General features: G+C 67.9%; 13 protein-coding genes. 6 read left to right on the forward strand and 7 right to left on the reverse strand.

The window, feature by feature from the left end:
* Positions 1-2: 2 nt before the first annotated feature.
* The 4 genes from DBO85_RS09520 to DBO85_RS09535 form a co-directional block, all read right to left on the reverse strand.
* A complete protein-coding gene (locus DBO85_RS09520; RefSeq protein WP_108107029.1) occupies positions 3-527 on the reverse strand; it encodes an Mpo1 family 2-hydroxy fatty acid dioxygenase in 525 nt (174 codons plus the stop codon).
* Positions 528-648: 121 nt separating this feature from the next.
* Positions 649-2,214, reverse strand: coding sequence for a methyl-accepting chemotaxis protein (locus tag DBO85_RS09525; protein WP_177429758.1), 1,566 nt, complete (start codon positions 2,212-2,214; stop codon positions 649-651).
* Between the two features lie 292 nt (positions 2,215-2,506).
* On the reverse strand, positions 2,507-3,712 hold the full coding sequence (locus DBO85_RS09530; protein ID WP_199286996.1) for a 3-oxoadipyl-CoA thiolase: 1,206 nt from the start codon (positions 3,710-3,712) through the stop codon (positions 2,507-2,509).
* A complete protein-coding gene (locus DBO85_RS09535; protein WP_108107031.1) occupies positions 3,709-5,223 on the reverse strand; it encodes a 3-hydroxyacyl-CoA dehydrogenase in 1,515 nt (504 codons plus the stop codon). Before DBO85_RS09535 ends, DBO85_RS09530 begins: the two co-directional genes overlap by 4 nt.
* A gap of 153 nt (positions 5,224-5,376) precedes the next feature.
* Between DBO85_RS09535 and DBO85_RS09540 the strand changes: the two genes are divergently transcribed.
* Both DBO85_RS09540 and DBO85_RS09545 read left to right on the forward strand, forming a co-directional pair.
* Positions 5,377-5,805 (forward strand): PaaI family thioesterase, encoded by a 429-nt coding sequence (locus DBO85_RS09540; protein ID WP_108107032.1) that lies wholly within the window; start codon positions 5,377-5,379, stop codon positions 5,803-5,805.
* 25 nt (positions 5,806-5,830) lie between these two features.
* The gene (locus DBO85_RS09545; protein ID WP_108107298.1) at positions 5,831-7,168 is read left to right on the forward strand and encodes a hypothetical protein; all 1,338 of its coding nucleotides are present in this window, start codon (positions 5,831-5,833) and stop codon (positions 7,166-7,168) included.
* 10 nt (positions 7,169-7,178) lie between these two features.
* On the opposite strand, the gene DBO85_RS09550 is transcribed toward DBO85_RS09545, so the two are convergent.
* The gene (locus tag DBO85_RS09550; RefSeq protein ID WP_108107033.1) at positions 7,179-8,066 is read right to left on the reverse strand and encodes a LysR family transcriptional regulator; all 888 of its coding nucleotides are present in this window, start codon (positions 8,064-8,066) and stop codon (positions 7,179-7,181) included.
* A 100-nt stretch (positions 8,067-8,166) separates the two neighbouring features.
* Here DBO85_RS09550 and DBO85_RS09555 point away from each other — a divergent pair, with 100 nt between their 5' ends.
* Genes DBO85_RS09555 through DBO85_RS09565 form a run of 3 tightly spaced genes read left to right on the forward strand, consistent with a single transcriptional unit; the run spans position 8,167 to position 10,803 of the window.
* On the forward strand, positions 8,167-8,898 hold the full coding sequence (locus DBO85_RS09555) for an MOSC domain-containing protein (RefSeq protein WP_108107034.1): 732 nt from the start codon (positions 8,167-8,169) through the stop codon (positions 8,896-8,898).
* Positions 8,891-10,096, forward strand: coding sequence for an aminotransferase class III-fold pyridoxal phosphate-dependent enzyme (locus DBO85_RS09560; protein WP_108107035.1), 1,206 nt, complete (start codon positions 8,891-8,893; stop codon positions 10,094-10,096). The genes DBO85_RS09555 and DBO85_RS09560 overlap by 8 nt, the downstream gene beginning before the upstream one ends.
* Complete coding sequence (locus tag DBO85_RS09565) at positions 10,093-10,803, forward strand: type 1 glutamine amidotransferase (protein ID WP_108107036.1); 711 nt, start codon at positions 10,093-10,095, stop codon at positions 10,801-10,803. Before DBO85_RS09560 ends, DBO85_RS09565 begins: the two co-directional genes overlap by 4 nt.
* Positions 10,804-11,210: 407 nt before the next feature.
* Here the strand turns inward: DBO85_RS09565 and DBO85_RS09575 are convergent, their stop codons facing one another.
* Positions 11,211-11,864: a crotonase/enoyl-CoA hydratase family protein gene (locus DBO85_RS09575; protein WP_108107038.1), complete on the reverse strand. Its 654-nt coding sequence runs from the start codon at positions 11,862-11,864 to the stop codon at positions 11,211-11,213.
* Positions 11,861-13,489 carry a long-chain-fatty-acid--CoA ligase gene (locus tag DBO85_RS09580; RefSeq protein ID WP_108107039.1) on the reverse strand — a complete coding sequence of 543 codons (1,629 nt, stop codon included), beginning with the start codon at positions 13,487-13,489 and terminating at the stop codon, positions 11,861-11,863. The genes DBO85_RS09575 and DBO85_RS09580 overlap by 4 nt, the downstream gene beginning before the upstream one ends.
* Before the next feature lie 243 nt (positions 13,490-13,732).
* Between DBO85_RS09580 and DBO85_RS09585 the strand changes: the two genes are divergently transcribed.
* Positions 13,733-14,521 (forward strand): IclR family transcriptional regulator, encoded by a 789-nt coding sequence (locus DBO85_RS09585; protein ID WP_108107040.1) that lies wholly within the window; start codon positions 13,733-13,735, stop codon positions 14,519-14,521.
* The last annotated feature ends 101 nt before the right edge of the window (positions 14,522-14,622 follow it).

The following is a 14,622-nucleotide window of genomic DNA, read 5'->3' on the forward strand; positions in this document are numbered from 1 at the left end:
GCTCAGCGCCCCTGGCCAAGTTCCCGCCGCCGGGTCGGCCCGGCGCGCTCTTCCACCGCCGCGCGCAGCTCGGAGCGCAAACCGAGCAGGAAGGCCGCCTCGGCAACCACGAACAGCGGCCCGATCGCCAACCCCATGATGTCGTCGACGAAGGCCGGCTTGCGCCCCTCGTAGTAATGGCCGACGAACTGGATGATCCAACCGATCACGAACAGCCCGATTCCGGCCGCCAGCCACACCAGCGTCGTCCCTTGCGCCAGCCACTGCCCGCACCAGACGCACAGCGCCAGCAACAGGGTCATCAACAGGCCGAAGCGCAGGTCCAGACGCAGGTAGAAGACGCAGGCCAGCAGCGCCACCAGCACTGCCGGTGACAGCCAGAAGCCGCCCAGTACCAGACCGGGGCGGGACAGCAGCACTGCCACGGCGAGAACGATCAGCGGGATGCCGATGAAGTGGCTGAGGATATTGCGCTTGTCGCGATGGTAGGCGGCGTACTGCGCCAGGTGATCTACGAGGTTCTTCATTGTTGGGCCCTCAGGAATGCGTCGCCGTGGATCATGCACGCCCCCAACGATGCTCGCCAATGACCGCTGGAGCCTCGGCGGCGCCCGGTTGGCCGTCGCCAGCCACTTGACCGACAGCCGTCTACGCCTGCGGCCGGTAACCGATCCGCAGCCCGCCCCAGTGGCGGCCCTTGACCCGGATCGGCACCGAGAGGTCATGCATCAGCTCACCGGTGTCGCGCATGTAGGTCTGCAGCAGCAACGCCTTCTCATGGCTGCCGCAGCGCACGCCGGTCCGGTCATTGAACAGGCGCTTGCTGCGGCTGCGCAGCAGGTCCTGCGCCGGATCACCGCACGGCGGGTGGGCAAAGGCATTGTTATGGGTGGGCACGTAGCCCTCCGGGGTGCAGGCGATGGCGAACACCACAGGCGCGCCGGCCTGCAGCACCGGCTCCTGTAGCGCAGGCAGGACCTGGTCGGCGTAGCTGTCGAAACGGGTCCGATACTTGGTCGGCGTAGTCCCGGCGATGGGCTGATAGTTTCGATCGAACAGCTCGTCGAGACCGATACGACCGGCATCGATATCGGCCTCGAAGCGCGCCTGGATGGCCGCAGCCGTTTGCCGGGCAAGGTCGTAGATCTGCTGGTGATAGGCCGCCAGGCCTACCTCGGCAAGCTGTTCGCTGACGCTCTCGGCCCGCGTCAGCATGGTCTCCGCGGCCTCGGCCAGCAGGCGGGTGCGCTGCTCGCTGTCGGCGACGTCGTCGGTCAGGGTGGCGAAGCGCTGCAGCAGCTCGGCCAGGCGCAGATGCACACTTTCGCTGCCCTGGTTGATCTCGCCAACCTGGCGGGCGACGTCTTCGGCCAGGCCGGTGATGTCGCGCAATTGCTCGCCGGCAGCATCCACCTGACTGCCTGCCTGCAGCAGCTCATCCGCCTGTTGCTGGATATGCGCGACCACCGCACCGCTCTGCTGCCGGATATCCGCCAGCAGCTGACCGACCTCCTCGGTGGCGCTGCTGGTGCGCGAGGCCAGAGTACGTACCTCGTCGGCGACCACCGCAAAGCCGCGACCGCTCTCCCCCGCGCGCGCTGCCTCGATGGCGGCGTTCAGCGCCAGCAGGTTGGTCTGACTGGCGATCGACTGGATCGACTGGGCCACCTGCTGAATCTGCTCGGTACGCGCCGTCAGCTCATCGAGCATGCCGCGGCTGACGCCGGTCTGTTCGCTGAGCTGATGCATGCGCTGAATCGCCTGCTGCAGAGCCTGCTGTCCCGACTGGCTGACTTCGCGCATCTGCCCCGCGGCCTCCAGGGTCTGGCGGGCCAGCTCTGCACTGAGCTGCTCGGTGTGGTCCATGGCCCGCGCCGCGTCACCCGCCTCACTCGCAGCACCACCCTGGGCCCGCAGACCTTGCGCCAGCTGCCCGACCAGACCGGCGACCCGCGCCGCCGCCAGCGCGTTGTCGCAGGTAGCTTGCGAGAGCTGCTGGCTGAGGCCGTCACTCAGTGGCTGCTCGCGCTCTGGCTGCGGTTCCTCGGCCGGCTGTCGCCAGGGGCCGAACCACGGCCAGAGCGCGACGACGAGATAGGCCGGAATGCTCAGATAGAGCGGCATGCCGCCGCGCTGGTAGACCAGCATCAACACAGCCAGGCCGATGGCATGAAACAGGCAGACCAGCGGAAAACGGGCGTAGGCAGGGCGCATGCTTATCTTTTCCTGTGCCAGGGGCGCGACTGCGTCCCGCGGACTTCCGATTCGACACCGCGCGCCGAGGCTCGACCATTGCACCTTGGTCAAACCGCAGGCCGGGTTCTCGCGCTGACGAATCGACCGTACAGGTCCCTAGCCTAGTTTGCCGACCGGGTACTGTCAGGAAATGCAGATCGCCTGGAGCGGCGATTGCGCAACGGAACCGAGCGCAGCGCTTGTGCAGTGATGCGCTCGTTGTATCGGTCGCGCCCGGCGATGCTTGAGGCCGGGCGCGCTTTTGCTCGCCTCAGTCGAGACGCTCGATGACGCAGGCAACGCCCTGGCCGAGGCCGATGCACAGGCTGACCAGCGCGTAGCGGCCACCCGTGCGCTCCAGCTGGCGCAACGCGGTGAGTGTCAGGCGCACACCCGAGGCGCCGAGCGGATGACCTACCGCGATGGCACCGCCGTTGGGGTTCAGTCGCGGGTCGTCGAAGGCGATGCCCAGCTCCTTGGCACAGCCCAGCACCTGGGCGGCGAAGGCTTCGTTGATCTCGATGACGTCCATGTCAGCGAGCGTCAGTCCGGCACGGCGCAGGGCCTTGGTACTGGCCGGGACGGGACCCAGACCCATCAGCCGCGGCTCGACGCCGGCGACCGCGCCGGCAAGGATGCGCGCGCGCGGCCTGATGGAATATTTCTCGCCGATAGTCTTGCTGCCGATCAGCAGGGCACCGGCGCCATCGTTGACCCCGGAGGCATTGCCGGCGGTGACCACGCCGTCGGCGAACAGCGGCTTGAGCCGGGTCAGGGCCTCCAGGTTGCTGTCGGCACGCGGATGCTCGTCGGCCGCGACTACCTTCGGCGGCTGCTTGCGGCCCTGGGCCACTTCAATCGGCAGCAACTCGTCGGCGAAGAAGCCCTCGGCGCGGGCCTTCTCGTACAGCGCCTGGCTGCGCGCGGCGTAGGCGTCGGCCTGCTCGCGGCTGATGCCCAGCTCGCGGGCGACGTTGTCGGCGGTCTCCGGCATGGTGTCGGCGCCGAACTCGGCCTCGACCTGCGGATTCGGAAAGCGCGCGCCGATGGTGCTGTCGAAGGCGCGGAACTCGCGGCTGTAGGGGCTCTCGCTCTTGGCGATGACGAAGGGCGCACGACTCATGCTCTCGGCGCCAGCGGCGATCAGCAGTTCGCCTTCACCGGCACGGACCGCGCGGGCGGCGTCGAGGATGGCGGCCAGGCCCGAACCGCACAGGCGGTTGACCGTGACACCGGGCACCGCCACCGGCAGACCGGCGAGCAGGCCGGCGTGGCGGGCAATGTTGCGCGCGTCCTCACCGGCCTGGTTGGTACAGCCGGCGACCACGTCCTCGTAGTCCTCGCCGGCAAAGGGGTTGCGCGCGACCAGGGCGCGGATCACCGTCGCCAGCAGGTCGTCCGGGCGTACGCTGGCCAGCGCACCGGCGTGGCGGCCGAAGGGCGAGCGCAGGCCGTCATAGATATAGGCAGTCATCAGCGGGCCTCCACAGTGTTCAGGGGCAGATTCAGTTGCACGCGGCGACGCAGCCAGGGGCTGGGGCGATAGCGCGCCTCACCGCCGTAGCTGTCCTGCATGCCGCGCAGGATGGTGAAAACCTTGGCCGCGCCGTAGTGCTCGCCGAAGGCCAGCGGGCCCATTGGGTAGCCCAGGGCCATGGGGATGGCCTTGTCCAGGGTGGCCGGATCGGTGACCCCGCGCTGCAGCAGCTCGCAGCCCAGATTGACGATGCTGGCGATGATCCGCTGGCTGACGAAGCCGGGCGAGTCCTTGATCACCTCCACCGGCACGCCATCGGCGGCCAGCGCCTGGCGCGCCTGCGCCAGCAGAGACGGATCGAGCGCCGGCTGACTCATCAGCACGCGGCGCTTGTCCCAGTTGCAGAAGCTCTCCAGCGCCAGGGTCCGCTCGGCCGGCAGACCCAGGCGGGCGACCGCGCTGCTCGCGTCCTCGCCCAGCGGCGTGATCAGGCAGATGGCAGTGGCGCTTGGCGCGGCGCCCTGCTCTAGCGTGTGGCCAGCAGCGTTCAGCACCTGGTTCACTTGGGCACGCAGGGCGGGGTCCTGGCTGTCGAGCCAGAACGGCCGCTCCACGCTCACCGGCGGCCAGCTCGGCTCCGGGTCGCGCAGCGGCTTGCCGTCCTCGTAGCGGTAGTAGCCCTGGCCGCTCTTGCGCCCGAGCAGGCCGGCGGCGACGCGCTGTGCCGCCAGGTTCGAGGGGGTGTAACGCGGGTCGAAGTAGTACTGCTGGAAGATCGACTCCATCACCGCATGGGAGATGTCCAGGCCGGTCAGGTCGACCAGCTCGAAGGGCCCCATGGGGAAGCCCGGACCGTCACGCAGAATGCGGTCGATCTGCGCCGGCTCGGCGATGCCCTCGGCGAGGATGCGCTGCGCCTCGGTGGCGTAGGCACGGCCCAGGTGGTTGACCAGAAAACCGGGGGTATCCGGCGTCACCGCCGGGAAATGCCCGGCGTGTTCAGCCAGTGCCACCAGGCGCCGGATCACGCTTTCGTCGGTGCGCTCACCGCGCACCACCTCGACCAGCTTCATCAGCGTGACCGGGTTGAAGAAGTGGAAGCCGGCAACCCGCTCGGGGCGGCTGCAGGCGCTGGCGATCGCGGTGACCGACAGCGACGAGGTGTTGCTCGCCAGCACCGCATCGGCCGCGACCAGGCCTTCCAGTTCGACGAACAGCTTCTGCTTGACCTCGAGGATCTCGACGATCGCCTCGATCAGCAGCTCGCAGCCCGCCAGTTCGGCCAGCGTATGCGCCGGCTGCATGCGCGCCATGGTCGCTTCCAGCTCCTCGGCGCTGATGCGGCCCTTGGCCAGGTTGCGCGCCAGCAGGTCACGGTTGAACGCCAGCGCCTGCTCGATGGCCTCGCCGCGGGTGTCGAACAGCTGCACCTGCTGACCGGCACTGGCGAACAGCAGCGCGATACCGCGGCCCATGGCACCCGCGCCGATGACTCCGATCCGGGAAAACATGCATTCACCTCTCTTTGCATGAGTTATTCCGCATAGCGGAACTGCATTCCAATAAATTGACAGCGAGATTAGTAGCTAGCAATCTTTCCTGCAAGCCATTCCGCTATGCTCGAATTGCCACCCCTTGCCAAGCCAGACAGCCAGGAGCTGCCGATGTCCGCCGAGAGCAAAGACCAGATTCAAAGCACAGTCACCGGGTTCTTCCAGGACCTCGGCGCGCAACTGCAGACCTATTCCGCCGAGGAGGTGGTGGTGGCGCTGGAGCTGCTGCCGCGGCACATGAACAACGCCAGCCAGATGCATGGTGGCGTCATGGCCACGCTGATGGATGCGGCCATGGGCCTGTGCGGTACTTATAGCCTGGCGCCCGAGGAGCGCCAGGTCGCCATCACCCTGTCGATGAACGTCAATTTCTCCGCGCCAGCCACGGCCGGCAGCCGGGTCCGCGCGGTGGCCCGCTGCCGCTCGAAGGGCCACAAGATCTTCATGGCGACCTGCGACCTGCTCGATCAGGACGACCGCCTGCTGGCCTTTGGCGAAGGTGTATTCAAGCGCGGCGCGTTGCGTCGCGAGCTGCCCTGAGGCGATGAAGCTCTGCGCAGGATTGCTGCGCGGCCTGCTGCCTCTGGCGGTGCTGCTGGAACTGGCGGCGCTGGCCAGTCGGCAGACCGTGCTGAGCGTGACCAGTGGCGTGCTGCTCGGGCTGTTCTTTGCCTGGCACTGGCGCTCGCTGATGCCCTATCCGCGCAACCTCGGCCTGGTCACCCTGGCGGCCGTCGGCAGCTGGCTGCTGATCGGCGAACCCGATCTCGAACAGGCCGCACGCCTGGCCAGTGGCGCCGCCTACTACGGCGCCTTCATCGGCGCGCTGGGGCTGATGCAGTGCCTGGTCCGGCGCCTGCCGCAGCTCGGCGAGATCCACCGCCTGCTGCTGGCCGGGCCGCGTGCCTGGCTCTACCCGGGCTACCTGTCGAGCTGCTTTGCGATCAGTTCGATCCTCTCCTTCGGCATGCTCAACCTGGTCTGCGGCTCGCTGGAAAGCTACCTGCGCCAGCGCGGCATCGAGGGTGAGCGGCGCCGCGAAGGCATGCGCGGCGTGATGGTCAGCGCCCTGCGCGGCTATGCCCTGGTACCGCTGCTGGCACCGACCAGCGTCGGCGTGGCGATCCTCACCCGCGAGCTGCCCGGGTTGAGCTGGGCGATGTTGCTGCCGTTCGGTGCCATCGCCGCCGGCATCCTGCTGCTGATCGGCTGGCAGCTGGAAAACCGGCGTTTGCAGCGGCTGTGCCGCCAGCCCGACGACCTGTCCGTGGAACCCTCCGCCAGCGGCTCCTTCCGCGGCCTGCTGCTCGGCAGCCTGCTCGGCATCGGCGGGATAGTGGCACTGGCCACCGGCAGCTGGCTGTCGGCGACCCAGGCGGCGATGATCCTGGTGCCCGTTGCGGTGGCGCTGTTCCTCGGCTGGCAGACCCGCTCGGTTGGCGAGACCCACGACGAGATCAGCGACAACCTGCTGGGGATGCGCAACGAGGTGTTCATCTTCGCCTGCTCCGCCGTGCTCGGCGGCGCCGTCAGCCTGCTGATCCCGGTGGAGCACCTGCTCGGCGGGTTCGGCGGTTCCTTCTGGCTGCCGCTGCTGTTTGGTCTGCTGGGCATGCTGGCCATCGTGCTGGTGGCGCTGGTAGGGCTGGCCCCGATCATCTCGCTGAGCCTGTGCGCCGGCCTGCTCGCCCAGCTGGCAGCTCAGGGCGTCGACCCGCTGGGCCCGGCGGTGGCACTGCTCGGCGGCTTCTCGCTGGCGATGCTGCTGTCGCCCTATGGTGCCTCGGCGCTGCTGCTGGCGCGCTATGCGCAGCTGTCGCCCTGGCGCGTGGCCGTCAGCTGGAACGGCCGCTTTGTCCTGCTCGCTCTGCTGCCGCTGGGGTTGCTGCCGCTGCTGGCATGAACAGCAGCGCTCAGACGGCCGTCACCAGTGGTTCGAGCAGGGAGCGCAGCAGATCGAGCACCGCCTGCTGGCGCTGTGCGTCACGGTAGACCAGCCCTACCTGCAGCGGTACCCGCGGCTCGCTGATCGGCTTCCAGAGCAGCTCACGAGCGCCAGTCATCTGCCGTGCGCGGCCAGGCAGCACGGTCACCAGGCCGGTGTTCGGCAGGCTGTCGAGGATCGCCCCCATCTGGTTCATCTCGGCCTGGACCTGCGGCCGGCGACCGATGGCCGCGAGCTGTTCCTGCCAGATCTGCCGCACGCGAAACTCCTCGCCGAGCATCAGCAGCGGCAGGGCTGCCGCCTGCGCCAGCGACACCTTGCGAAACTCGCGCAGCGGGTGGTCCGCCGCCATCACCAGCTGCAGTTCGTCTTCATACAGCGGCAGCGCGTGCAGGCCGGGCTGGCGCGGCGGCAGGAAGCCGATGCCGACATCCAGGGTGCCGGTCAGCAGGCGACGTTCGATGTCGATGCCGGACAGTTCGTAGAGCTGCACCACCAACTGCGGCTGCGCCACCCGCAAGCGCTCCAGCAGCAGCGGCACCAGGCTGGCATTCACCGTCTGCAACACGCCGATGGCCAGGCTGCGCGGCACCTGGCCGCGAAATCCGCGCAGCGCTTCGCGCGCACGCTCCAGGCCGTCGAGCAACGGCAATGCGTGGCCATACAGCGTCTGCGCCGCGAGCGTCGGCAACAGCCGCCGCCCACCGCGCTGAAACAGGCTGACGTCGAGGTCCTGTTCGAGCTGGCGAATCTGCTGCGACAGGGCCGGCTGGGAAATGCTCAGACGCTCCGCCGCGCGCCCGACATGACCCTCTTCGAATACCGCGACGAAATAGCGAAGCTGGCGAAAATCCATAAGTTCTACTTATAAGAGATGCTGGAAAATCGAAATGGAGAGCAGCCCCTCCGCCCGCCTAGGCTAGCCACATTGTTGAGCCAATCTGCACGAGGGAGTCATGAGAGCGGTAAGGGTGGACGGCGTATTCATAGGCAAAGCGGAAGTTATCCTGCCGGGCCTGCGCTCGGCGATCAACAAGCAGGCGGTCAGTGGGCGAATCTGGCTGCATCGCGAGGGCCTGGCCGAGGATGAACAGGCCGATACGCGCTTTCACGGCGGCCCGGAGCGCGCGCTGCACCACTATCCGCGCGAGCACTATCCGACCTGGCGCCGGCGCTACCCGCAGCGCGCCTGGCAGGCGCCGGGGTTCGGCGAAAATCTCAGCAGCCTCGGCCTGCTGGAAAGCCAGGTATGCATCGGCGACATCTTCCGCTGGGGCGGAGCGCTGCTGCAGGTCAGCCAGCCCCGTTCGCCGTGCTATCGCCTCGGCCAGCACAAGGATCTCGCCGAGTTGCCGCTGATAGTGCAGAACAGCGGCCGCTGCGGCTGGTTCTACCGGGTCCTGCGCGAAGGCGCGGTCAGCAGCGACGACCCGCTCGAACTGGTTCAGCGCAGCTACCCGGGGCTCAGCGTGGCCCGCGCGATCCGCAGCTTCTTTCACTTCCCGCTGGAGCGAGCCGGCCTGCATCAGCTGGTCGCCTGCGCGGCACTCAGCGAGCGCTGGCGACAGGCCGCCGCCGCGCGCCTGGCCAGCGACCAGGTAGAAGACTGGAGCGGTCGGCTGCAGGGGCGCCCCGCCCCCCTACCACTGCAAGCGGACGCGGCAGTCCGGGAGATCGGCCATGCGTGAGCCACTCGACCATCTGCGCCTGATGCCCACCGTGCAACGCCCGCCGCAGATCTTCGTACGCGGCCAGGGCTCCTGGCTCTGGGACCGCCTGGGCGAGGCCTACCTCGACTTCACCCAGGGCTGGGCGGTGAACAGCCTGGGCCACAGCCCGGTGGTGCTGGTCGAGGCGCTCAAGCGACAGGCCGAAGCGCTGATCAACCCCGGCCCGGCCTACTACAACCGCGGCATGCTCAAGCTCGCCTCCAGGCTGTGCCAGGTGACCGATAGCGACCAGGCCTACTTCGTCAGCTCCGGGGCCGAAGCCAACGAGGCGGCGATCAAGCTGGCGCGCAAGTGGGGCCAGGTCCACCGCGGCGGCGCGCACCGTATCGTCAGCGCCGCACACAGCTTCCACGGGCGCACCCTGGCAGCCATGTCGGTCTCCGGCAAACCGTCTTTCCAGGACATGTTCGAACCCAAGCTGCCCGGCTTTGCCAAGGTGCCGTTCAACGACCTCGACGCGCTCGCCGCCAGCATCGACGAGCAGACGGTAGCGGTCATGCTCGAACCGGTGCAGGGTGAAGCCGGGGTGATCCCGGCAACCCTGGAGTACCTGCAGGGCGCCGCGCGCCTGTGCCGCGAGCGCGGCCTGCTGCTGATCCTCGACGAGGTGCAGACCGGCGTCGGGCGCTGCGGCGCGCTGCTGGCCGAAGACCTCTACGGCATCCGCGCCGATATCCTCACCCTGGGCAAGGGCCTCGGTGGTGGCGTGCCGCTGGCGGCCGTGCTGGCGCGCGGCAATGCCTGCTGTCTGGAGCCCGGCGAGCAGGGCGGCACCTACCATGGCAACGCGCTGATGACCACGGCGGGACTTGCGGTGCTGCGCACGGTACTGGAGCCGGGCTTTCTCGAGCATGTGCGCGAAATCGGCGTGCATCTGCGCGACGGCCTGGCCCGTCTCGCCCGCCGCCATGGGCACGGTCCGCTACGCGGCCACGGCCTGCTGATCGGCCTGCCGCTGATTGGCCAGGAAGGCTCGAGCCTGGTCCAGGCGGCATTGGCAGAGCGCCTGCTGATCAACGCACCACAGCCCGACTGCCTGCGCTTCTCACCCGCGCTGACGGTAAGCCACGCCAATGTCGACGAGATGCTGCGCCGCCTCGACCGTGCCTTCGCCCGCGCGCGCCAGCCTCGACCTCAGCCGGAGACCGGCATATGAAACGTATCGCCATCCTCCAGCACGTCGCCTTCGAGGGCCCGGCACGCATCGCCGACTGGCTGGCGCTGCGCAACCTGCCGGCGCGTACCCACCACCTGTATGCCGGGGATGCGCTACCGCAACTCGATGACTTCGACCTGCTGATCCTCCTCGGCGGCCCGATGAACATCGACGAAGAACACCTGCATCCCTGGCTCGGCGCGGAAAAGCGCCTGCTGCGCAACGCCCTCGCCGCTGGCAAGCGGGTGCTCGGCATCTGCCTGGGCGGCCAGCTGCTCGCCGATGCCCTCGGCGCGCGCGTGGCCGCCATGGGCCAGTCGGAGATCGGCTGGTGGCCGCTGGAGAAATACGCCGACTCACGCCACTCGCCGCTCGGCCGGATGCTGCCGCAGCGGCTTATGGCACTGCATTGGCACGCCCAGGCGTTCGGCCTGCCGCAGGATGCGATAGCGCTGTACGGCAGCGCCGTCTGCCGCTGGCAGGGCTTTGTCTGGGAGGAGCGCGCCGTGGCGCTGCAGTGCCATCTGGAAAGCACCCCGGAGAGCGTCGAGGCACTGCTGGTGCATGCCGGCGAGGACCTGCGCATGGCCGGCGCGGTGCAGGACGCCGCGAGCATTCGCGAAGGCAGCGACCACTGCCGCTCGCCGGGGATGCCGCTGTATCGCCTGCTCGACTACCTCAGCGGACCGCATGCGGCATTGCGCTGAGCGGCGTCAGGGGCGGCCTTCGCCGCTTGCAACCAACCCGACGGATTCCCTGCAACGCCAGCCATCCCTCATCCGGCGCTGCGCGCCACCTTCTCCCGGAGGGAGAAGGACAGCTGCGGGAGCGACGGCTCGGTGTGGGGGCTGGCAGGGCTTCGCTTTTCCCTCTCCTTCGGCAGAGGGTGCCGAAGGCGGGTGAGGGATGCCTCGGCGTGCAGGGCCTTTCCATCCGTAGGGTGGATGACGCCTTGCTCATCCAGCGGAGATTGTCTGGTGGATGGGTAAAGCGCCATCCACCCTACGGCCAAGGCCAGTCGGCGTGCAGTCGCGGCATCCCTCATCCGGCGCTGCGCGCCACCTTCTACTGGGGGAGAAGGATAGCGGTGGAGCGGTATGGGTCTATGCCGGTATTACTCCAGCCGTCCGAGCAGATCGCGGTTCAACCGGCGGCGGGTTTCCGCGTAGGCGGGACGATCCAGCGCAGCCAGGCGGGCCATGGCCGTACGGGCATTGTCCAGCAGCGCATCAGGAGCACTGAGCTGATCGAAGAAACCCGCTGCCAGGGCCTGACGCGGGTCGAAGGGTTCAGCCTGGAGCACCGCGCGGCTGAGCCAGGTCGGCGCCAGCCGCTCGCGGGCCAACGTCAGCGCCGGCTCGGGCATGGGCATGCCGATCGCCGTCTCGTTCAGGCAGATGCGGAAGTCGCCCAGGCTGCCGACACGCCAGTCGGCGCACAGCAGCAAAAAGGCACCCTTGGCCATGGCATGGCCGCTGCAGGCCATCACCACCGGCGCCGGATGGCTGAGCAACTGCCGTGTGAGCAGCCCGCCCGCCGCACGCAGGCGCTTCTTCTGCTCGCCTTCGACGCGCATCACGCGCAAGTCGAAGCCGGCGCTGAAGCAGCCGTCGCGGCCGCTGATCAGCAATCCCAGCCCATCCTGCGCAGCGCGCTGCACCTGCTGATTGAGCTCATCCAGCAAGGCCTGCGAAAGCGCATTGACCTTGCCGTCGTCGAGCACCAGTTCGCGCCAGCCCTCGGCGTCATGGACGCCGATCAGGCTCATGCCTGGGCCGCCTTGCGCGCTTCGTCACGCAGCTCGCGGCGCAGCAGTTTGCCGACGCTGCTCTTGGGCAGCTCGGCGCGAATCTCGACGAAGCTGGGAATCTTGTACCCGGTCAGGTGCTCGCGGCAGTGGGCGATCAGTTGTGCCTCGGTGACCTTGGGGTCGAGCAGGCTGACGAAGATCTTCACCGCCTCGCCCTTTTTCTCGTCCGGCACGCCGACCGCCACGCACTCACGCACGCCGGGGCAACGCACCACCACGTCCTCCACCTCGTTGGGGAAGACGTTGAAGCCGGAGACCAGGATCATGTCCTTCTTGCGGTCGACGATGCGGATCAGCCCCTGCTCGTCGATGGTGCAGATGTCACCAGTCTTCAGCCAGCCATCGGCCGTGAGGGTGTCGGCGGTGGCCTCAGGACGCCCCCAGTAGCCGAGCATCACCTGCGGGCCACGTATCCACAACTCACCCGGCTCGCCGGTCGGGGCATCGCTGCCGTCCTCGCGTACCGCGCGGACCTCGGTGTCGATGGTCGGCGCACCGACGCTGCCCTTGCCATGTGGCGTCCAGGGCGTGCCGGTGGAGACCACGGCGCTGGTTTCGGTCATGCCGAAGCCTTCGCGGATCACCGAGCCGGTGCGCTCGATCCAGCGCTGCTCGACCGCGCTGTTGAGCGGTGCGCCGCCGGAGTTGGCGTACTTCACGCGAGAGAAGTCGATCTTGTCGAAATCCGGGTGCGCCATCAGGCCGACGAACAGCGCGTTGATGCCGTTCATCAGGGTGAAGTCGTGCTTGCGCATGGCGCCGACCATCTCGTCGAGGTTGCGCGCATCGCGGATGTACACGGTGTGGATGCCAAGTCCCACCGGCAGCAGCATGTTCGTGACGAACGCCATGATGTGGTAGAGCGGCAGCGGCGCGATGCGCGTGTCCTTGCCCGGCTCGATGCGCCCCGGCTGGAGAAACAGCTCGCTGCACTGGATCACGCAGGCCAGCAGGTTGCGGTGGCAGATCATCGCCCCCTTGGCCACGCCGGTGGTGCCGCCGGTGTACTGCAGCAGACAGACGTCCTCGATGCCCCGCACCGCCTCGGTCGGCGGGCTCTGCTCACCCAGGCGCAGGGCCTGCATGAAGCGAATCGCCCCAACCTCCTCGGTGGCGTACTGCGGATTCTCGAAGTCGTCGGCGCTGGAGATGATCAGCAGACCGATATCGGTGTCCGCCTGCAGGCTGCGCACCAGCGGCAACAGGCGATCCAGCACGATCAGGGCCTTGGCGCCGGAGTCGCGGAACTGGTGCAGTGCCTCGTCGCGGGTGTACTGCGGGTTGGTGTTCACCTGGATCAGGCCGGCCTTGAAGATGGCGTAGGTCACCACCGGATACTGCAGGCCGTTGGGCATCATCACGGCGATGCGGTCACCGCGCTGCAGACCGCTGTGATGGGTGAGGTAGCTGGCGAAGGCGTCGACCCGGGCGAGGAACTCGGCGTTACTGAAGGAGGTGTCGCCACAGGTGAAGGCACGCCAGTCCGGATGGGCTGCAGCGGCCTGGGCCAACAGGTCGTAGACGTTGTGCAGGGGGTTCGCAGCCAGTTGCGCAGCGACATAACCAGTGGCGGTGGAAGACATCCAAAAACCTCCAAAATCGATTTATTATTCTGCTGTGCGAAATTTAGTGTCGAAATCCGATGGTATGCGATAGATTTTCGTGGCGCAATCGTCCATCGGTCTGCGCCCGCAGCTGCCCGGAGCAGGTCGATCTGCTATCGTTCGCCCCCAATTGCCAGCCGAGTGGCCGTTGGCCATCGCGCGCTGGGCGCGGGCGCGCCTGGTCAGGGAGCCACTTATATTTAGCCGATGAACCGAGAACCCATGATCGAAGACGACGAAGAGACCAGCCCGCAGAAAGACCGCAAGTTCGTCGAAGCCCTGGCCCGCGGCCTCGATGTGCTGCGTGCCTTCACCCACGGCACCGTGGTCATGGGCAATCAGGACATCGCGCGCATCACCGGGCTGCCCAAGCCGACGGTCTCGCGCATGACCTACACCCTGACCAAGCTCGGCTATCTCAGCTACTCCCAGCAGCTGGAGAAGTACCAGCTGGACTCGGGTGTGCTGGCCCTCGGCTACGCCTATGTGTCGAACCTGCGCGTGCGCCAGCTGGCCAAGCCGTACATGGACGAATTTGCCCGTCGCACCAACACCACGGTCGGCCTGACCTGCCGCGATCGGCTGTCGATGATCTACGTCGAGAACTGCCGACCGACTGACCTGACCTCACTGCGCATGGATGCCGGCGTACGCCTGCCGCTGGCGACCACCGCCGCCGGCCGCGCCTACCTGGCCGCCACGCCGGAGAAGGAGCGCGAGCACCTGCTGGCGGCGCTGGCGGACAAGATGGGCAAGGACGACTGGCCGAGCATGCGCACCTCGCTGGAAGCCTCCTTCGCCGAATTCCGCAGCCATGGCTTCTGCCTGTCGCTCGGCGACTGGGATCGCAACGTCAACGCCGCTGGCGTGGCGCTGCATCTGCAGGACGGCAGCATCATGGTGCTGACCTGCGGCGCGCCGTCCTTCCAGCTGTCCGAAGACACGCTGAAGAATTCCCTGGCGCACCAGCTGGAAATGCTCGCCCGGGACATCGAAAGCCTGGGCGTCTAAGCCCCTGCTGCACCCACTCAGGCACGGCCACTACCTCCAGCGGCGCCCCGCGCGCCGCGCCTGGCCCGCCTCACTTCGCGCTCACTTGCCAGCCGCACGCC

The organism is Pseudomonas mangrovi (genome assembly GCF_003052585.1).
Classification (GTDB): Bacteria; Pseudomonadota; Gammaproteobacteria; order Pseudomonadales; family Pseudomonadaceae; genus Aquipseudomonas; species Aquipseudomonas mangrovi.

Bases quoted from the DNA above. Each gene is read 5' to 3' on its own strand.
- DBO85_RS09520 (WP_108107029.1), bottom strand. From the start codon at position 527: ATGAAGAACCTCGTAGATCACCTGGCGCAGTACGCCGCCTACCATCGC.
- DBO85_RS09525 (WP_177429758.1), bottom strand. From the start codon at position 2,214: ATGCGCCCTGCCTACGCCCGTTTTCCGCTGGTCTGCCTGTTTCATGCC.
- DBO85_RS09535 (WP_108107031.1), bottom strand. From the start codon at position 5,223: ATGTTTTCCCGGATCGGAGTCATCGGCGCGGGTGCCATGGGCCGCGGT.
- DBO85_RS09540 (WP_108107032.1), top strand. From the start codon at position 5,377: ATGTCCGCCGAGAGCAAAGACCAGATTCAAAGCACAGTCACCGGGTTC.
- DBO85_RS09550 (WP_108107033.1), bottom strand. From the start codon at position 8,066: ATGGATTTTCGCCAGCTTCGCTATTTCGTCGCGGTATTCGAAGAGGGT.
- DBO85_RS09555 (WP_108107034.1), top strand. From the start codon at position 8,167: ATGAGAGCGGTAAGGGTGGACGGCGTATTCATAGGCAAAGCGGAAGTT.
- DBO85_RS09560 (WP_108107035.1), top strand. From the start codon at position 8,891: ATGCGTGAGCCACTCGACCATCTGCGCCTGATGCCCACCGTGCAACGC.
- DBO85_RS09565 (WP_108107036.1), top strand. From the start codon at position 10,093: ATGAAACGTATCGCCATCCTCCAGCACGTCGCCTTCGAGGGCCCGGCA.
- DBO85_RS09575 (WP_108107038.1), bottom strand. From the start codon at position 11,864: ATGAGCCTGATCGGCGTCCATGACGCCGAGGGCTGGCGCGAACTGGTG.
- DBO85_RS09580 (WP_108107039.1), bottom strand. From the start codon at position 13,489: ATGTCTTCCACCGCCACTGGTTATGTCGCTGCGCAACTGGCTGCGAAC.
- DBO85_RS09585 (WP_108107040.1), top strand. From the start codon at position 13,733: ATGATCGAAGACGACGAAGAGACCAGCCCGCAGAAAGACCGCAAGTTC.